The sequence below is a fragment of the Yinghuangia sp. ASG 101 genome (assembly GCF_021165735.1).
Taxonomy (GTDB): Bacteria; Actinomycetota; Actinomycetes; order Streptomycetales; family Streptomycetaceae; genus Yinghuangia.
On record NZ_CP088911.1, the window covers coordinates 7,573,264 to 7,591,310 of the forward strand.

The 18,047-nt window shown below is 71.7% G+C and carries 18 protein-coding genes; 9 read left to right on the plus strand and 9 right to left on the minus strand.

Annotated elements, in window-relative coordinates; genetic code table 11:
- Nucleotides 1–184: 184 nt before the first annotated feature.
- The 3 genes from LO772_RS32395 (at nt 185) to LO772_RS32405 (ending at nt 3,246) form a co-directional block, all read left to right on the plus strand.
- Nucleotides 185–1,492 (plus strand): acyl dehydratase, encoded by a 1,308-nt coding sequence (locus tag LO772_RS32395; protein WP_231775593.1) that lies wholly within the window; start codon nt 185–187, stop codon nt 1,490–1,492.
- Nucleotides 1,489–2,640, plus strand: coding sequence for an acyl-CoA dehydrogenase family protein (locus tag LO772_RS32400; RefSeq protein WP_231775594.1), 1,152 nt, complete (start codon nt 1,489–1,491; stop codon nt 2,638–2,640). The genes LO772_RS32395 and LO772_RS32400 overlap by 4 nt, the downstream gene beginning before the upstream one ends.
- Before the next feature lie 156 nt (nt 2,641–2,796).
- Nucleotides 2,797–3,246, plus strand: coding sequence for a nuclear transport factor 2 family protein (locus LO772_RS32405; RefSeq protein ID WP_231775595.1), 450 nt, complete (start codon nt 2,797–2,799; stop codon nt 3,244–3,246).
- Between the two features lie 171 nt (nt 3,247–3,417).
- Here LO772_RS32405 and LO772_RS32410 read toward each other — a convergent pair whose 3' ends face one another.
- Nucleotides 3,418–4,122 carry a GntR family transcriptional regulator gene (locus LO772_RS32410; RefSeq protein WP_231775596.1) on the minus strand — a complete coding sequence of 235 codons (705 nt, stop codon included), beginning with the start codon at nt 4,120–4,122 and terminating at the stop codon, nt 3,418–3,420.
- Nucleotides 4,123–4,218: 96 nt separating this feature from the next.
- Nucleotides 4,219–4,998, minus strand: coding sequence for an enoyl-CoA hydratase-related protein (locus tag LO772_RS32415; RefSeq protein ID WP_231775597.1), 780 nt, complete (start codon nt 4,996–4,998; stop codon nt 4,219–4,221).
- Between the two features lie 380 nt (nt 4,999–5,378).
- Here LO772_RS32415 and LO772_RS32420 point away from each other — a divergent pair, with 380 nt between their 5' ends.
- The gene (locus tag LO772_RS32420; protein ID WP_231775598.1) at nt 5,379–6,140 is read left to right on the plus strand and encodes a GntR family transcriptional regulator; all 762 of its coding nucleotides are present in this window, start codon (nt 5,379–5,381) and stop codon (nt 6,138–6,140) included.
- Nucleotides 6,141–6,567: 427 nt separating this feature from the next.
- Here LO772_RS32420 and LO772_RS32425 read toward each other — a convergent pair whose 3' ends face one another.
- A complete protein-coding gene (locus LO772_RS32425; protein WP_231775599.1) occupies nt 6,568–7,203 on the minus strand; it encodes an HAD-IA family hydrolase in 636 nt (211 codons plus the stop codon).
- Between the two features lie 684 nt (nt 7,204–7,887).
- Here LO772_RS32425 and LO772_RS32430 point away from each other — a divergent pair.
- A complete protein-coding gene (locus LO772_RS32430) occupies nt 7,888–8,469 on the plus strand; it encodes a hypothetical protein (RefSeq protein WP_231775600.1) in 582 nt (193 codons plus the stop codon).
- A gap of 465 nt (nt 8,470–8,934) precedes the next feature.
- Here the strand turns inward: LO772_RS32430 and LO772_RS32435 are convergent, their stop codons facing one another.
- From LO772_RS32435 to LO772_RS32450, 4 genes are all read right to left on the minus strand, one after another.
- Nucleotides 8,935–9,996, minus strand: a complete 1,062-nt coding sequence (locus LO772_RS32435; protein WP_231775601.1) for an STM4015 family protein — start codon at nt 9,994–9,996, stop codon at nt 8,935–8,937.
- 294 nt (nt 9,997–10,290) lie between these two features.
- Nucleotides 10,291–10,653 carry a hypothetical protein gene (locus LO772_RS32440; RefSeq protein ID WP_231775602.1) on the minus strand — a complete coding sequence of 121 codons (363 nt, stop codon included), beginning with the start codon at nt 10,651–10,653 and terminating at the stop codon, nt 10,291–10,293.
- A gap of 59 nt (nt 10,654–10,712) precedes the next feature.
- Nucleotides 10,713–11,741, minus strand: a complete 1,029-nt coding sequence (locus LO772_RS32445; protein ID WP_231775603.1) for an aldo/keto reductase — start codon at nt 11,739–11,741, stop codon at nt 10,713–10,715.
- Nucleotides 11,742–12,155: 414 nt separating this feature from the next.
- Nucleotides 12,156–12,620 carry a pyridoxamine 5'-phosphate oxidase family protein gene (locus LO772_RS32450; RefSeq protein WP_231775604.1) on the minus strand — a complete coding sequence of 155 codons (465 nt, stop codon included), beginning with the start codon at nt 12,618–12,620 and terminating at the stop codon, nt 12,156–12,158.
- A 212-nt stretch (nt 12,621–12,832) separates the two neighbouring features.
- Between LO772_RS32450 and LO772_RS32455 the strand changes: the two genes are divergently transcribed.
- On the plus strand, nt 12,833–13,627 hold the full coding sequence (locus tag LO772_RS32455; RefSeq protein ID WP_231775605.1) for a TetR/AcrR family transcriptional regulator: 795 nt from the start codon (nt 12,833–12,835) through the stop codon (nt 13,625–13,627).
- Nucleotides 13,628–13,758: 131 nt separating this feature from the next.
- Here the strand turns inward: LO772_RS32455 and LO772_RS32460 are convergent, their stop codons facing one another.
- Together LO772_RS32460 and LO772_RS32465 are read right to left on the minus strand one after the other, a co-directional pair.
- Nucleotides 13,759–15,162 (minus strand): hypothetical protein, encoded by a 1,404-nt coding sequence (locus tag LO772_RS32460; protein WP_231775606.1) that lies wholly within the window; start codon nt 15,160–15,162, stop codon nt 13,759–13,761.
- A gap of 416 nt (nt 15,163–15,578) precedes the next feature.
- Nucleotides 15,579–15,722 (minus strand): hypothetical protein, encoded by a 144-nt coding sequence (locus LO772_RS32465; RefSeq protein WP_231775607.1) that lies wholly within the window; start codon nt 15,720–15,722, stop codon nt 15,579–15,581.
- Nucleotides 15,723–16,465: 743 nt separating this feature from the next.
- On the opposite strand from LO772_RS32465, the gene LO772_RS32470 reads away from it, so the two are divergent.
- From LO772_RS32470 to LO772_RS32480, 3 genes are read left to right on the plus strand one after another with little or no spacing between them, the layout of a single operon-like run.
- The gene (locus LO772_RS32470) at nt 16,466–16,807 is read left to right on the plus strand and encodes an ArsR/SmtB family transcription factor (protein ID WP_231775608.1); all 342 of its coding nucleotides are present in this window, start codon (nt 16,466–16,468) and stop codon (nt 16,805–16,807) included.
- 3 nt (nt 16,808–16,810) lie between these two features.
- Nucleotides 16,811–17,299 carry an SRPBCC family protein gene (locus LO772_RS32475; RefSeq protein WP_231775609.1) on the plus strand — a complete coding sequence of 163 codons (489 nt, stop codon included), beginning with the start codon at nt 16,811–16,813 and terminating at the stop codon, nt 17,297–17,299.
- Nucleotides 17,299–17,919, plus strand: coding sequence for a dihydrofolate reductase family protein (locus LO772_RS32480; protein WP_231775610.1), 621 nt, complete (start codon nt 17,299–17,301; stop codon nt 17,917–17,919). The genes LO772_RS32475 and LO772_RS32480 overlap by 1 nt, the downstream gene beginning before the upstream one ends.
- Nucleotides 17,920–18,047 lie beyond the last annotated feature (128 nt).

Below are 18,047 nucleotides of genomic sequence, written 5' to 3' on the forward strand. Positions count from 1 at the left end.
GTGCGGGAGCCTCGGACGGTGTGCGGGCGTCCGTCAGGCCCGGCCGTTCAGGGCGTCCGGCTGCGCTTTCGTGCCTCGGGCCCCGCGTGACACCGATTTTTGAATCATGTATTCAATATCTACCATAGGATGTGAGTTCGGCCCACAGGGTCGACGGGGGGCGGCGTGGCCGCCGGGATATTGGATGGTGACGTTGGCAACCGACGGCATGATCACGGATGAGGGGTTGGCCCGGCTGCGGTCCCGTATCGGCGTACCGCAGGTGTACCCCGCGCCGCCGCACTACCGCCGCCCGAACGAGGACGCCTTCCGCCAGGTCGCGCGCTCGTACGGTGACGACAACCCGCTGTGGTGCGACCCCGAATACGCGCGGGGCACCCGGTGGAAGGGCTCGATTGCCCCGCCGCCGCTCATCGGCGGCGACAGCCTGATCGGGGAGGACGCCCTCACCGACGGCGAGATCGCCCGGCAGGCCGATCTGAAGGGCGACCCGCTGCGCGGGGTGCACGCCTTCTACGCGGCCAGTGAGCGCGAGTGGTGGGCCCCGCTCGCCCCCGACCACCGCGTCGGCCGGCGCACCGCCCTGGTGGGCGTGGTCGACAAGCCGAGCGAGTTCGGCGGCCGGGGCGTCCAGGAGTGGACCGCCCAGGCGTTCCGGACCGACGACGGCACCCTGCTCGGCGCGCAGTACCGCATGATGTACCGCACCGAGCGCGAGAAGGCCCGCGCCCGCGGGAAATACGACGCGATCGAGCCGCAGGTCTGGGACGACGAGGCCCTGGCCGGGATCGACGCCCAGTACGCCGACGAGGCACCGCGCGGCGCCGAGCCGCGCTGGTGGGAGGACGTGCGCGTCGGCGACCGCGTCGGCCCGCTGGTCAAGGGCCCGCTGACCGTCACCGACATGGTCTGCTGGCACGTCGGCATGGGCATGGGCATGTACGACGTCGCCCCGTTGCGCCTCGCCCACCGCAACCGCGCAAGAATTCCGCGCTTCTACCACCGCGACGGGCTCGGCATCCCCGACGCGATGCAACGCGTGCACTGGGACCCGGAGTTCGCCCGCAAATCCGGCAACCCGACGACATTCGACTACGGGCGCATGCGGGAGGCCTGGCTCATCCACGCCTGCACCGACTGGATGGGCGACGACGCGTGGCTGTGGCGACTGCGCGTCGAATTCCGCAAGTTCAACTACGTCGGCGACGTCCAGTGGATCGAAGGCACCGTGGCACGGCGCTACTTGGCCGAGGGCGGGCGTCCCGCGGTCGACCTGGAACTGCGCACGCGCAGCCAGCGGGACGAGATCACCTCGCCGGCCACCGCGACGATTCTGCTGCCCGGCCGCGAGCACGGCCCGGTGCGGCTGCCCGAGCCACCCGGCCGCGCGACCGACCTGCCGGAGGCGTTCGACGCGGTCATCGACGGCTTCCGCCGCGACGGCACCGCTCCCGCCCGGGCCGGGGACGGCGAGGACAGGGGCGCCCGATGAGCGATCTGACGATGCTGCGCGAGTCGGTGCGCTCCGCCCTCGCCGTGCTGTCGCCGATGGCCGAGGTCCGCCGCCTCATGGCGACCGACGACGGATTCGAGCGGCGCACCTGGCACCGGCTGTGCCGGGAACTGGACCTGGTGGGCCTGGCCGTCCCCGAGACCTACGGCGGTGCCGGATACTCCGCCGTCGAATCGGGCGTCGCCTTCGAGGAGGCGGGCCGCTCGCTGCTGTGCGCGCCGCTGTTCTCGACGGCGGGCCTCGCGGTGCCGCTGCTGCTGGCGCTCGACGACGCGGACGCGAACGGGACGTACCTGCCCGGCCTGTGCGACGGTTCGACCACCGCGACCGTCGTGGTGGCCGACGCCGACGGCCGCTCCGTCTTCGACGGGGCGGACGACGCGAAGCCGGTCACCGCGCTCGGGACCACCGACACCGTCCTGGCCGGCACCGCCGGTTTCGTCGTCGACGGCGCCACCGCCGACCTCGTCCTGGTCCCGGCGCAAACCCCGGGCGGTGTGGGCCTGTTCGCGGTCCGCGGAAACGCGCCCGGGCTGACCAGGACCGCGCTGGTGACGTTGGACCAGACCCGCAGGCAGGCCCGCCTGGTGTTCGACCGCGTACCGGCGACCCGGATCGGGGGCGGCGACGCCGCCGCGGCCGTGGGCACCGCACTCGACGTGGCGCGGGCGCTGCTCGCCGCCGAGCAGGCAGGCGGGGCCGCGCGCTGCCTGGCGGAGACCGTCGAGTACGCGAAGACCAGGGTCCAGTTCGGGCGCTCCATCGGCAGCTTCCAGGCGATCAAGCAGCGCGCCGCCGACCTGCTCATCAAGGTCGAGTCCTGTCGGTCGGCCGCGCTGGCCGCGACCCAGGCCGCCGCGGAGGCGCTGCGGCAGCCCGTCCCGGAGGAGGCCCGCATCCCCGACCTCCCCGAACTCGCGGTGGCCGCCTCGGTGGCGCGCGTCTACGGGGCCGACGCCTGCGTCGCGGTCGCCGCCGAGGCCATCCAGCTCCACGGCGGCATCGGCTTCACGTGGGAGCACGATGCCCACCTGTACTTCAAACGCGCGTGGTCCGGCCGCGAGATGCTCGGCCGCCCCGAACAGCACACGCGGCGGCTCGCGGCACTCCTCGGAGACGTCGCCTGACGCGCACGGTCGCGCGGCGGCGCCGCGGTGACCGGGCGGGCACCGCCACACGGCCGCGGCGTCGGATTCGCCGCGGCGCACGGCGGTTCCCGAGCGCCGGATGTGTGAGGCAAGCGTCCTTGAGTGTCGTGACGTCGTGCGAAGGAGCTGTGTGCAGTGACTCGACCAGCGGAGCAAGAGCCCAACCAGGAGAGTGTGTCGACAGGGGTGCGGCTCGCCGACGAGTTGGCCGTGCGCAATGTCGTGGCCCGTATCGCGCACTACTCCGATACGGGGGAACTGGAGGACTACGGACGGCAGTTCACCGAAGACGCGCGCTGGGAGATGCCGGGAGTGCCGGTGAAGCACGGCCGTGCCGAGATCGTCGCCGCGGGTGCCGCGCGCCGCGAGACCGGCGAGACGGGTCCGGGCAGCGCCAGCCGCCACCTCATCGGCACGATCGCGGTCACCGTGCACGGGGACACGGCCGTGGCCGACTCGTACTGGCAGTTCTACGTCGACACCATGACCTCGCCGACGCTGCGGCTGATGGGCGCCTACCGGGACACGTTCCGGCGGACTCCGCACGGCTGGCAACTCTCCGAACGCATCGTCACCGTGGGCTGAGCGCCCCGGCCGGGGCCGACGCACGCCGACGAAGGTCCGGCCCCGGCGGCGCCCCCAGGGTGGATCGGGCCGTGGGGCGAGCGGCATGTCGGCGACGTACGCCGGTTGTGCCGCTCGCCCGGGCCGTCGGGTGCATTCGCCGTACGTGGATGCTCTCGGATCGGCTCGCCTTCACGGCGCGGCCCGCGCCGGTGGAGCGCCGGTGCCGCTGTCCGGGAAGAGGCCGCGTTCGGCGAACAACCCGACCACGAGGTCGCCTTGGCGCTCCAGCATGCGGGCGTACGCCGCCGCGGCTCCCGGCCCGTCGCGGCGGGCGAGCGCGTTCACGATGTCGATGCTCCCGGACCGCTCGACGGCGATGGCCCCCGGGATCAGGGCGAAGAAGTTGCCCGGAATCAGTCCGGTCATCGACCGCATGAGCGTGCGCAACCGCGGCGAGTCGGCGGTCGTCCGCACGAGTCGATCGAACTCCTGGTTGAGCCGGAAGACCACGTCGGGGTCGTCGTTCGTCGCCAACCGGTCACACAGTTCGCGCAGCCGGGAAAGCACAGGGGGCGTCAGCCGGAGCGCCGCGCGCCGGGCGGCGAAACCGTAGGTGAGTCCGAACAGCGCGTAGTGGTCCCACACGACGGACTCGTCCAACGGCGCGATGAACGCGCCGCGGTGCGGCCGGATCGTCACCCATCCCTCGCGCTCCAGCGACAGCAGCGCCTCCCGTACGGGCAGACGGCTCACGCCGAGCGCTTGGGCGACGTCGTCCTGCGGCACCCGGTCCCCCGGGCGCAAGGCGCCCTCGAAGATCAGCCGCCTGAGGTATCGCGCGGTCTGCTCGCCGCTGCTGGGACGAACGATCGGGCCGTCGGGGGTCGGCGGCAACCCGGCCTCCGCGGCCGAGCGCGTCGAGTCCGGTTGTATGCTCCGACCCCCAGGAGATCGTTCGGAGTTCGTGTCGGACGTCGGTGGGCGGGCCACTCAGGCCCGCTGTTCGGCCACGACGGCGCGCACGCGCCGCACCGCCTCGGTGAACTCCGGGCGTCCCACCGACCACTCCTGGGCGGCCAGTTCGACGGCCGCCGCCGCGGAGACGTCGGACAACGCGACGCCCTGACGCAGGCTCTGCTTGGTCCGGCGCACAAGCGGGCCGGAACGGTCGGCCGCGCGCCGGGCCAGCCGCGACGCCGTGGGGAGCAGGTCCGCCTCGGGCACGCACCGCCAGGCCAGGCCGTGGCGCACGGCCTCCTCGCCGTCGAGCGCGTCGCCGCACAGGACCATCGCCGCGGCGCCCTGCGGACCGACACGGCGGGCGAGGTGCCACAGGTGGCCGCCGCCGGGGTGGATCGCCAGATCGAGGAACCGCGGGGCGAAGCGGGCCGCCGGCGTGGTCACCACGACATCGCAGACCAGCGGCAGGCTGACCCCCGCGCCGACGGTCGGACCCCCGACGGCGGCGATGGTCGGCACCGGCGCCTCCCACAGGCGTGTCATGCCCGCGTACGCCTCGGCCAACGGGGTGCTGCGTTCCAGCAGCCCGTCCAGCGAGCCTCCCGCGCAGAACACCGGCGGCCGGGCGCTGAGCACCAGGGCACGCGCCCCCAGCCCCAACGCCGCGTCGACGGCCTGCGCCAGATCATCGCTCATGCGCTTCGAGAGGGCGTTGCGCCGGGCCGGATCGTCGAGCACAAGGTGGCCGACACCGTCCTCCACCGTCAGCCTGACCAGGCCATCCGCCGACCCTTCCGTCCGCGTGCTCATCGGCCGCCCCTTCGTCGCAAGATCCAGATGCTTACTTTATCTTAAATACTTAATTGAGTCCCGGTGACTCCGTGCTGCGCCCCCGGCGGCGCTCCGGCGGCGTCGCCGGACCGTGGGCGGCTGCCCGGGGGGATCGTTCACGCGGTGCGGGCGGGAACGCGTGGCGCGCTCTCGGCGCGGTGTGCGCGAACGGCATGCGGCGCGGTGGGTATATTGAGACCGTATTGAAGATTGAATATTCCTGATCCGGCCCGGTGAGGCCGCCGGGTCCGCCGCGCCGACGCCGCGTCGCCGGCGGGCGCCCGCAAGGCGAAATCACCAGGCAGGCGGGCTGCTAGGTTGAGTCACCGCCTGGCACACGGCACGTGAAACCTGAGGGAGTGAGAGCGATCCCCCGCCCGAAGCAGCAACTCGAGTCTCCCCTTCCCTCGTACGACCGACCGAGCACGGTGCTCCCGGGCGAGCAACTCCAGCGGCCGAGCAGCGGCGAGCAGGTGCGGCTCTACGTCCGTCGGCTGATCTTCGACGCGGTACTGAAGCAAGGGCAACGCGTGCCGCAGGACGCGATCGCGCAGGCGCTCGGCGTCTCGCGTGTGCCGGTGCGGGAAGCACTGCTGACACTGGAGCGCGAGGGCTGGGTGACGATCGTCCCGCACCGCGGGGTGTTCGTGAACCGCCTCGACGAACAGACGGTGTGGGACCACTACGAGCTGTACGGCCTGTTCTACGGCTTCGGCGTACGCCGCGCCGTCGAGCGCGAAGGGCAGCAACTCGCGGTCCGGGTCGAGCCCATCGAGAAGAAGATCGCCAAGGCCAAGGGCCCGGAGAGGCTCTACGAGTTCACCATGGCGTTCCACCGGGCGATCATCGACGCCGCGCATTCGCCGCGGCTGCGCGCGATCCTGCGCCAGATGACCGACCTCGTGCCGGGCAACTTCTTCGAACTGGTGCCCGGCACCGACGTGGTCACCAAGGAAGGCACGGCCGCGATCGTGGCCGCGATCCGGAACAACGACGCGGACGAGGCGAACCGCGCGTACGCCACGATGCTGCGCCGCCAGGGCGAGCAGGTTGTGCAACTGTTCCGCAGCCGCGGCATTTTCGACGGCGAAACCGAGGACGCCGACGGCCTTCCCGGCTGAGGCGAGGCTTCCCGGGGACGCCCCGCCCGACGGTCCCGGGGCAGGCGCCGCGCTCGTCGCGAGGCCGGGCGCCGGGGGAGCGGGCCGGTCAGGTTCCGGTCGGCACCGTGGTGAGACTGCCGCGCACCTGGCGACGGACGATCTCTCCCGTGGCGGTCATCGGCAGGGTCGCCCTGACATCATCCTCACCCACCTCGACCTGCCCCTCATCACCCCGCGCGGCCTCATCCGCCCGAGAACCCCCCCCACGTTCGGCGAGCCCGACGGCACGGCACGACAGCCGACGCCGCGTTCGCCGTCCTGAGCCCGGAGCCCTGCGGCTGCTTGTCCACGCGCGCGGCCGGCCACCCGAACGCTGGGAGCGGTGGGCCGCGAACACTCCCGTACGGCAACTCCTCCCGCGGGGCTCCCGGAAGGCCTCGTCAAGTCACGCGCTGGGTGCGTCCGGTGCCGCGCCGAGGAGCGGTGTCAGGGCATCGCGGAGATCTTCGATCCGCTGGTAGTGCAGGGCGACCATCCCGACCTCGCGCGCCGCCGTGACGTTGGCGACGGTGTCATCGACGAACAAGCAGCGGTGGAGCGGGGCTCCGGCGCGTTCGGCGGCCAGGAGGTACACGCGGGGATCAGGTTTCACGACGCCGATGCGGGAGGTGTTCACCACGATGTCGGCGAGGTCGTCCAGCCCCTGCCGGGCGAGGTCCCGTTCGAGCCGGGTGGTCGCGTTGGACACCAGGGCGACGGTGGTGACGGCTCGGGCTCGGACGAGGAGACGTACGACGTCGTGATCGACGCGCGGCAGCACGTTGGACCAGTCGCTGACCGCCGCGTGCGCGCGGGCGCTCGACCCGCAGATCGCGGCGAGTTCCGCGGCGACGTCGGAACGCCACTGCTCGTCGGTGATCTCTCCACTGATCGCGGGGCGCGCACGGGCCGGGGTGAGGGCCGCTTCCGCGAGCGCGCCCGGGGGAAGTCCGTGGGCGTGCTCGATGGCGTCGGGGGCGGGCCAGTGCCGGAGCACACCGTCGATGTCGCACAGTACGGCGTCGTAGGGGCGCGCGGTCATGCTCAGACTCCTTGCGGACGGTCCGCGGGCTCGTGCGCGCTCGCGGAGACGGTCCAGCGGGGCGTTGGCTGTCACCTTCGGGCTGGTCGGCGTCTCCGTCAAGGTCGTCCGGGTTGTCGGCCGTGAGGAGGCCGTGCGGCGGTTGTCGGCTGTCTGATCGTGTGGGCGCCTTCCAGGTTACGCGGAACGCCGTGCCCTTCGCCGAACCGCCCCCCCGAGGCCGGAACGTCGGCCGAGGGAGGCAGCGTTCCGGTATTCGCGGCCCTGCCGGGAACCGGTGGTGTCGTCGCCGATTGGCCGGAGGCCGCAACCTCCGGCGCCTGCGCAGGCGTTCCGGCCCCCGCCCCGCGTTGTCCGAGGACGAGTCGCAACCGACGACGACCGAGGCGGTCAACACGCAGGCCACCAGGCCGCCCCCGGACCTTTCGACCGATCGTCACAGGCACACCCCCTGCTTCACGGTGGTGCACCTCCGCTGCGAACTCCCGTGCTGTTCACGGGAGTCACCCTGAGGACGCGGGCCGCGCGCATTCGTGTGCTCGGGACGAACATGAGCGAACGCAGACCTTCCCGAGCGGCAGGCCGCGGGCCGGTATCCGTCGCCACCGCCCGGCTCGGCATCAAGCGGGCGCGCTGTGGGTACCGGACGATCTTCCCCACGACCGCAGATCCGAAAGGCCCACGATGACCGGGACCTCGTCCGGCACCACCGAGCTCAAGGCGACCTACGCGGCTCAGGTGTCCGCCGACCTGGAGCGCAATGCCGAGCAACAGCAACGCCTCACCGTGGAAATCGAGTCGTTGCAGGGGCAGTTGACCGCGCTTCGGCGCGACCACGCGCTGCTCCGGAGCATGATCACGGCCCTGCGGGCCCCCGTCCCGCCCAAATCCGCGAAACAGGGCCCCGCACGTCGGCGGAGCACGGCCACGGCCCGGCCCTCCCGCACAAGCACGACCGGCGCCACCCGCCCGGCGGCGAAGAAGGCGACCGCCAAGCCCACACGCCGCACGAAGAGCGCGACCGGCCCGACCCTCGTCGAACTCATCCGCCGGTACCTCACCGCGCAGGACGCACCGCGATCCGCCGCCGACGTCACCGACGCACTCACCCGAGCCCACCCCGGACGCAGCATCAAACCCAAAGTCGTCCGCGTCACGATCGAAGGACTCGTCAGCCGCGGCCAGGTCCAACGCCACAAGCGCAACCGCTCCGTGTCCTACACCGCACGCAAGCGCAACACGGGCAACCGCCCCGCCACCGCCTGACCGGGCGGTGTGAGCGCGCACGGCGCCGGAAGGTGACGCGCGGCGCGTCACCTTCGTGTCCCCCGATGTCATCTGCCGTGCGAACCGTGCGGTGTTGTAGCGCGGTTCGCTGGTCGACACGGTCGCCGTCCCAACCGGTGACGTGCGTCAGGAGCCCGGGGAGCTGCGCCCGAGACCGTCCGGCGTCGGCCCCCGGGTGGCCGGCTTCTCGTGCGGCGGCACAGCGCCCAGGCGCCGTGCCGCCCCACGACGAACGGTCGACCCGCCCACCGCACCCTGCCACCCGGACCTACCGCAGCAACGACCCGGCGAAGCGAAGACAACCACGGCCGTCGGCCCCTCGCATGGCATCCGCAGGGCCGTCACCATCGCGGCAAGCGACCGTGCTCGCCCGGCAGTTCGGTCTGCTCGGACCGGGTCGCTGACAGACGAGGCCCCGACGCGGGCGCGGCTACGGGGGCGACGTCATTCCGAGACCTGGGTGTACCGTCCCTCCTGCCCCTCGTCGATGAGCCAGTCGTACAGTTCCTCGGCGGCGGGCATGGTCACCTCGACTCCGGCGGACTCCAGGAGGTCGCGCAGTCGCCGCGCCATCGACTCGCTGACGAAATGGTGCTCCACTGTGAGGTTTTGAAGGTGCGTCAGCGGTTGTCCCGTGAGCAGGGCCTCGACGCCGGCGTCGCTGAGCGTCCCCATCGAGAGATCCAGTGACGCCAGACGGGCCACGATCGGCGCGGCGGCGAGGGCTGTGGCGATGTCGTTCTGGATCTCGCTGTTCATCATCCCCAGGTGCCGAAGTCGGGGCAGGCTGGCGCCGACGAGGAGGGCGTCGAGATCACGAACGGTCGCGTCCCCGCCGTAGAACTCGACGCCCAGCCACACGTCCAAGTGCTCGAGCGCCGGAAAGTCGCATGCGGCGATCGCCCCCGGAACGTGGGCGGGCAGACCTCCGGTCTCGAGCGTGAGTCGGCGCAACCGCTCGTGCCGGACGGGCCGCAACACGTCCGACGGCTCGTCCCGATTGGAGCGCTGGCCGAACCGGTAGGTCAGCTCCTCCAGTTCAGGGAAGGATTCGAGCACCTGTGTCACGTCGCCGCGAGGAATCCACGAGATCTCGTGCTGGTCGCTGGTGATGTGCCCGACGAACAGACTTCTCAGCGCGGGAAAGCGATCCGCATGAGCACACAGCAATTCGGCGGGCAGGTTCGCCGGCTCCCGGGACAGGATGCCCTTTCCCCAGTAGCCCAGAAGCAACGAACGCACGCGCGTGGTGTCCACGGCCTGAAGGAAGCCCTCGAACACCTCGGTGTAGGAGACGTCGGAGTCATACGCCGTGGCCAGCCCCCACGCCACCCGGTCGGCCCGCGGCGCCGCGGCCCCCACTTCCGCCCACGTGGTCGGCCTGGAGTTCGGCGACATGGTCAACAGGTTGCGCATTTCCGGGCTCGCCGCCTCCAGGTCGACGGGCGCCTCCAACCAGTGCACCGGGAGCCCACCCCAGTACTCCAGGTACTTCCCCACACCCATAGTCACCCCGTCCCCCGGGACCTCACCACGAACAGCCCCGAAGACTAACGACCGCCGCCGACACCACCGTGGCCGGCACCCGAACCACCCGGCACCATCGGACCGACGGCCTTGCCCGGGGCGCCGCCTTCGCGGCGACCTACCACCCGCCTTACGCGGCAACGGGTTTGCCATCGCGTCTGAGCGGTCCCACGCGTCTGAGCGGTCCCACAGCGGAAGAGGCGCACACCCGGTTCCGCCCGCCTCTTGTGATCGTCCGCTGTGCTCGTCCGGCAAGCTCCGAAGAGACTGAGCTTATGCGCCCACCGCACCGTGTATGAAGCGCCGAAGATGCGTACGCACGGCGTCGGGCCGCTCCAGCCAGGGCTCGTGCCCCGCGTCCTCGATCCGCGCCAGGCGGAGATCGAGCCGCAGCGCGAGCGATTCCAGTGCCGCCACAGGACGAGGATCTTCGACCCCACCGAGAAGCTCTGTTCGCTCGGGCAGGCACGCGCGCAACTCGGCGAGATGCGCATCCACCGGGTCCCCGCGTCCTTCCCCGTCAAGTTCGGCGTTCATGGCCCAGTTGACCGGGCGACGCAGCCGGGCGCCCTGGGCGGCCCAGTGCCACCCGCGCTCCGGATCGGCGTGGTCCGTGAACCACGCCGGCGTGAGCAACTCGACTTCCTGCTCCTCCGTGCGCGGGCGACGGCCGCGTCAAAAGCGGACAGGTGTCCTCATGGCGCGGGAGAAGGTGGTGACGTCACGTGGGTGGGGGCGTCGTTCGGGCCCGGGATGCCCATCGCGGTGTCCCACCACGCGGGATAGACGGGCGGGAGCGCGGTGGCCGCGTCGAGTGCGGCGAGTTCGTCGGGGGTGAGGTCCAAGGTGGCGGCGGCGAGGTTGTCGTCGAGCTGGCGCAGCGTGCTGGCGCCGACGATGACCGAGGTGACGCCGGGTTGGGCGGTCGTCCAGGCGAGTGCGACGCGTGCCGTGGACACACCGCGGTCGGCGGCGATGCGTGCTGCGGTGTCGAGGGCGCGCGTCCCGACGTCGGGGGCGACGGGAGGGAACGTGTGGGCGGCCCGTCGCCCCTCGCCCGAACCGTCGCGGTAGCGCCCGGTCAGGTAGCCGCCGGCCAAGGGGCTCCACACCACGACGCCGAGGTCGTGGGCCCGGCACTGCGGGATGATCTCGTGTTCCGCCTCGCGCCCGACGAGCGAGTGGTAGATCTGCGCGGCGGTGAACGGCGTGCGGTTCAGGGCCTGTTGGTGGGCGACCGCCGCGGCGGTCTCCCAGGCCCGGAAGTTGCTGACGCCGACAGCGCGGACCAGTCCGCGTGCCACGAGGTCGTCGAGTGCCCGGAGTGTCTCCTCGATCGGCGTCGTGCGGTCCGGCCGGTGGAGCTGGTAGAGATCGATGCGGTCGGTGCCGAGGCGGCGGAGGCTGGCCTCACACGACGCGACGACGGCGTCGTACGCCAGCGCACCGGGTGACGTGTTCCCGAACCCGACCTTGGTGGCGATCAGGACGTCGTCGCGCCGGTTCCGGACGCAGGCGCCGAGGATCTCCTCCGACTGTCCGGACGCGTAGACGTCGGCGGTGTCGATCAGGTTGACCCCGGCGTCGAGTGCCCGGTCCACGAGGGCGCGGGCGTGGTGTTCGTCGACGGTCGTGATCGGCGGCATGCCCGAGCCGAACGTCATTGCCCCGAGCGCGAGTTTCGAGACCTCCAGGCCGCTGCTGCCGAGGCGACGGCGTTCCAATGTCCTGTCCTCCGTTGTTCGACGGCTGCCGGAACAGCAGTGTGCGGACCCACTCGGGGCGTCCGCGTGTCTCCCCGGCGTAGGCCCTTGGGACGCCGCGCGACGGCGTTTAGCGCGGAGTTCGTGATCATGGTGTCGCGGAACCGCCAGACGTCCGTGCCGTGCTCACGGTGGATCAGCCGCGGGGCGTCGTCCGGTACTTCCGGGGGAGGCGGTCGACGAACATGTCCGGCGGTTCGATGACGTGGTCGTCCACGCTGATCAGGATCATGTCATCGCGGTGCTGTGACTCTCCTCGACGTGTGCCCGGTCGCCCCGGGCTGAGGGCGGCATGGTGGAGTCGGCGGACCGCCCGTCGCGCGGGGGCTGGTGGAACGTTGTTCGGGTGCGTCCGACCGGCCGTGCCGAGCGGAGTCAGCGGCGGAGTTTGCTGAAGTCCCAGCTGACGATCTTGTCCGGGGTGATGCGGAGCCAGCCGTGGCGGCCGTCGTACTGGAACGCGCGGCCGGGGGAGTACTTGTCCGCGAAGAGCTGTTCGGGGGCGGTGAGTTCGTCGACGGGTTCGCCGGTACGGGGGATCTCGCCCACGGTTTCGGCGGTGCCCTGGAGCTCGATGCCGCGCAGGCTCAGGAAGTCGCTGCCGCCGTCGTCGACGATCAGGCTGACCCGCTGATCGCGGGTGATGTCGGTCCACCGCTGGCTGCGCGTCAGCGAGTTGAGCCACAGCGCGGTCCCGTCCCAGACGAACCAGAGGGCGCTGAGGTGCGGACTCCCGCCCGCACCGACCGTCGCGACCCGCACGACCGGCGCCTCGCGCAGGAACGCGTCCCGCTCCTCGTCGCTCATCGCGATGGCCCTGCCCTTGCGCTGCGTGCTCATCGTCCTCGCCTCTCCGCTGTCCGGAAGTGGGTCCGGGGCCTGCCCGGGACCGCGAACGAGCCGTCCTCGGCGGGCCGCCCTGGGTGCCGTACCCGGGGACCACGCGAAACGCCCACCGGGAAACGGGCCGTACGCCCCGCCTTTTGCTAACGCTGCTCGCCTTTCACGCACACTATGGGAGCGCTGATCGCATAATGTCAAGGTGGTGTTGAATGGGCGAGGTGCACCAGCAACCACACGCCGGCTCCCAGGACGGGCTCCGCCCCCACTCCCAGGACGCCGCCCCCGCCGCCGAGCCCGGTTCGGCCCGGTGGTGGGCCGAACGCCTGGCCTGCACCCGCGTCCGCCGCCCCCGCGCCGGTGGACTGTCCACCGCACGCATCGTCGACGCCGCCATGGACGTCCTGCGTACGGACGGCCCCGAGACCCTGACCCTGCGCGCCGTCGCGGACCGCCTCGGCACCCGCAGCGCCTCGCTGTACCGGCACATCGCCGGCCGCGACGAACTCGTCGCCCTGCTCGCCGACCACATCCTCGGCGACATCCGGATCACCCGTACCGGTCGCGGCTGGCGCGCCGACGCCGAAGCCCTCATGCGCGAGCTGCGCCGCGTCCTCCTCGCCCAACCCCTCCCCCCGCGCGCCGGACGCGACGGCTCCGGCTACGGCCCCAACGCCCTGCGCCTGACCGACGCCGCACTCGCCGTCTTCCTCGACGCCGGCCTGGACACCACCCAGGCCGCCCACGCCGCCACCACCAGCATCCAGTTCGTGGCCGGCCTCACCGACATCGAACGCAGCACCACCGGCCGCGGACCCCACGGAGCCACCCGCGCCGACGGCTACCCCGAACTCCTCGCGACCCTCCCCCCGAACCAGTACACCGCCCTGCGCACCACCGGTCCCACCTACCTCCACATGCCCGCCGACCAGGTCTTCACCTACGGCATGCACCGCCTCCTCGACGGCATCACCACCACCCTCCCCGACCACCCGACCCCCCGATAAGACCGACAACCGCCCCACCGCGACCCGACGTCGTGTGGACGCCGCCGCGAACCGACGTGGGTGCGGCCGATGCCGAGGTCGCCTCCACGGTCGGGGTCGGGTGGGTTCGCGGGCATGGTTGGGGGTGGGTGTCAGTCGCCTTTGGCGAGGTTCTTGCGCAGGGCGTGGGCGGGGGGCTGGCGGGCTCCGGGGTGTTGGCCTGTCTGTCCGGGGTGTTGTGGCTTGGTGAATCGGTAGGTCATGCGATCCGGGTGCACTTGTGCGGACACCTCGGTCATGTCGGCCTCGCGCAGGCGCTCGCCGACCTTGATGACGGACCCGCGAGCGGCGGGCAGGGTTTCGGCGACCATGGCGAGGAAGTCGTGGTGCTGCCGGTACAGGTCGGGGGGTATCGCCGCCTCGGCGGCGTTGACGACCTCGTCCCGCAGCACCGATACCCCGAGGTACTGCTCGTCCGGGTGCACGAGCCCCGGCGGACGCTCGGCCAGGTGTTCGGCGGCTGCCGGTGGCAGCGCGGGTATGGGGAAGTCGTCGTCGGCGTGGGCACGCAGCAGTGCCTTGACCTGTCGGGGTGACGGGGCGTTGTCGCCGAGGAACCGCGCGACGTTCCGGTGTACGAGCGCGGGGTCGACATCGCCGCGCAGCCCGCGCAGCACGTCGACGTACGGGGCCCGTGCGACCTCCCACGCGTGGTAATCGCCGTACAGGCCGGAGTTCACCGCCCTCCGCGCACCGGCGTTCCCGTCGACGAACTGCTCTATCCGCTCGGAGCGCAGCGGATACGGGGCCCGTGTGACGAGGGCGGCCAGCGTGTGCGCGGCGGCGGAGACCTTGCCCGTGGGGCGCGCGAGTTCCCAGTCGGTCAGGACGGCCTCGCCGAAGGACCACATGAAGTTGCCGACGGTCGGGTCCCCGTGCGCCACGACGAGATCGCTGCGGTCCTCGCGAGCCGGCGGCAGTCCGCGGTGCAGCTGTTGCGGCGTGGGCAGCCGGAAGCGGCGGGCCAGCGCCTCGCCGATGACCGGTGTCACGACCTCGGCGACGCGGACGGTGAACGAGCGCACCAGGGCCGAATCGCTCGCGTCCGGAGCGCAGCGCAGCGGCACTTCGGCTTCCGGGAGCGAGGTGAGGATCCGGAGGGAGCGCCGCGCTTTCGGCATCAGGGAGTGTGCGGCGGCCTCGCTGTGGTGGCTGACGTACGCGAGTTCGTCGATCAGGTAGCCGACGTGCCAGTCGAACGCCGCCTCGCTGGAGGCCGGATCCGTCTCGTGGGGCTCCAGGCGCGGCAGGCCCGCCAGGGGGGCCAGCGGCTCCCCGGCCGGGGTGGGCGCCGAGGTGTACGCGCCGGGATCGGCGTCCCTCAGGGCGGCGCGGGCGTCGGTGTCGTTGATCACCCGCAGGTCCAGGGCGTTGATGGGCCCGGTCGCCCAGCGCTGGACCTCGCCGGTTCCCGGAATGGTCCAGGTCGCGTTGCTGGTGCCGGTGCCCAGCAGCAGCGGCACGTCGACCTCGTAGGCGTCCGGGTCGCCGCTCACCCAGGAAGCCTGGCATGCCCGGCGGAGTCACCGGGGTGTGGCGTCGAGGACGACCCCGCCGCGGCACGGCCCGAGGCGGCCACCCCAGCCACTGGCACCGCCGACGAAGCACTCACCGCCGCGGCCGTCGTGCCCACTCCCGTCAACCCATCACCCCCACCTCGACACGGAGGCCCCCATCGCGGCCACCGACGCCCGCGGCCGGCGCGTCGACCCCAGGAGGACACCGGCCGTTGTGGCACCAACCCCGCCGGCACCCGCGACCGTTCGCCGCCCGCACCGCGGAGCTGTGGTACGTGGGAGATTCAACACCACGGTCCACCGATGAGGAATTGCCGGGTGATCGCGGTGCGGGGCTCCATGTGCCGAACATCCGTGTCGATGCCCCGGGTTGGCGGGGATTCTCCGGTCGGAGGTCAGCGCGGGTCGACGGCCCGACCCAATTCGTCCCAGTTCGCCGTGACGGCGTCGACGACCTCGTCACCGCTCAGCCACTCGGGGCCGCGCAGCAGTTGCGTGGTCTCCCGGTATCGGTTGTAGCGCTCGTGGTCCCGCGCCATGGACGCGGCTCAGGCGGTAGGAGAAGTCCGACGAACTCGGGTCGATGTGACGGGCCTGGCCGTTGACCGTGTACTCGACGCCCGGAATCCGGTGGTCGAGCGCGTTCGAACTGTGCCGGCAGTACTTGATTACGGCGTCGGCCTTCGCGTGGAAGCGCTCGGGCGGCCCGGTCAGGTCGGCGACGGTAGTGGCCGCGTCGGTGATGGTGTGGTATTCGGAGCCGGTGCGGCCCCGGTCGCGAGGAGGGGAGGGGCGAGGCCGACGCGGCGGTCACCGTGGTCGTCACGGCAGTTCGGGGGGAGCGGGGTGTCCACGCCGTGATCGGCTTCGCCCCCAAGCCGGTCACATACGGCTGATGCCATGCGACGGACATGAACGCGGCGGTGGGAGAAGCCATGGCGTAACCCCTCCCACCACCGTTCCACGCCGCTCGCCGCTCGCCGCTCGCCGCGTTCGGCGGTAGCGCGCACCAGCCACGGAACCGCCGACCTTCCCTGCGGTTTCGCGGCGCATGCGCGCGGCGCGCTCGGCGGCGGCCCGGTCCCGGCACGCAACCGCCGACCTTCCACGTCGGCCCGGTTCCGGCGCTCTCACCGGGCGGTGCGGCACCTCCGGTCTGGGCAGTGCCGCACCGCGCGCACCCCGTCCGACCTCCGGCGCTGCGGCATCGACAACCCAGCCCGCTCCCACTCGCGGCGAGGGTCGCGGTTGACGCATGCCGATATCGGAATATGATCGTCCCATGGCACGAGCAGCGACGACGTCGGACGTCTTCAACGCGATCGCCGAGCCGCGGCGCCGGGAGATCCTGGTGCTGCTGCGGGCGGGTGAGCGGTCGGTGACCGAGTTGGCGCAGGAGCTGGGGATGACCCAGCCGGGGGCGTCCAAACACCTGCGGGTGCTCCGGGAGGTCGGGCTGGTGCGCGACCGCAAAGCGGGCAAACAGCGCCTGTACGGCCTTGACGCGGGCGGGCTGCGGCCCGTCCACGAGTGGACCGGCGGCTTCGAGCAGTTCTGGAACGCGAGCTTCGACCGGTTGGACGCCTACGTGCAGGACCTGAAACAGACAGGGAAAGCGGAGTAACTGATGAGCACGACAGAACATGGAACGCCAGACCGCGAGGTTGTCATCTCCCGGATCATCGACGCCCCACGCGAGCTGGTGTTCGAGGCGTTCACCGACGTCCGACACCTGTCGCGGTGGTGGGGCCCGGAAGGGTTCACCACCACCACGCGGTCGTTCGAGTTCCGCGTCGGCGGAGACTGGGACTTCGTGATGCACGGACCGGACGGGACGGACTACCAGGAGTGGATCACCTGGACCGAGCTCGCCCCGCCGGAACGGATCGCGATGCTCCACGGTGAGACCCGCGACGACCCGAACGCCTTCACGTCGATCCTGACGTTCGAGCCCGACGGCACCGCGACCCGGATCCGGATGCACACGGTGTTCCCCACCAAGGAACAACGCGACGAGGCGGTCGAGAAGTACCACGCGATCGAGGGCGGCGAGCAGACCCTGGGCAACCTGGCCGCATACGTCGCCGAGATCGTTCGGAAGGGAGCGGAGGACTGATGGCCGGGAAAGTGTTCTTCAGTGTGTCGATGTCGCTCGACGGATTCATCGCCCCCGAGTCCTCCGAGGACTTGATGGGGCAGCAGTGGATGGAACTGCAGCGGTGGGTCTTCCCGCTGCGGTTCTTCCGGGAGAACCTGAATCTCGGGAAGGGCGGCGAGGAAGGGCGCGACAACGACATCGCGCGGCAGACGTTCGAGCGCACCGGCGCGAGCGTCATGGGCAAGCGCATGTTCGACGCCGGCGAGCAGATGTGGCCGGAGGAGGCGCCCTTCCACACGCCGGTCTTCGTCGTGACGCACACCAAGCGTGATCCGTGGGAACGGCCGGGCGGGACCACCTTCCACTTCGTCAACGACGGCATCGAGTCCGCCCTCGACCAGGCCCGCGAGGCCGCCGGCGACCGGGACGTCCGCGTCGCGGGCGGCGGCGCGACGATCCTGGAGTACGTGAACGCCGGCCTGATCGACGAGTTCTCGATCGCGCTCTCACCCGTGCTGTTCGGTTCCGGAATCCGCCTGTTCGAGGGCGTGGACGCCGCCCGCGTGGCCCTGGAGCAGATCCGCGCGGAGCCCTCCCCGAGGGTGACCCACCTGACCTACACCGTCCGGAAACGGTAACGGTCCCGACCCCGGCGCCCTCCCGCCGGGGCGGCGGCGTTCAGCACGAACGCCGTCTCGATTCCACCCGGACCACGACGGCGGGAGACCGGCGGACCCACAACGCGGCGCGCATGTCGAGAACGTGC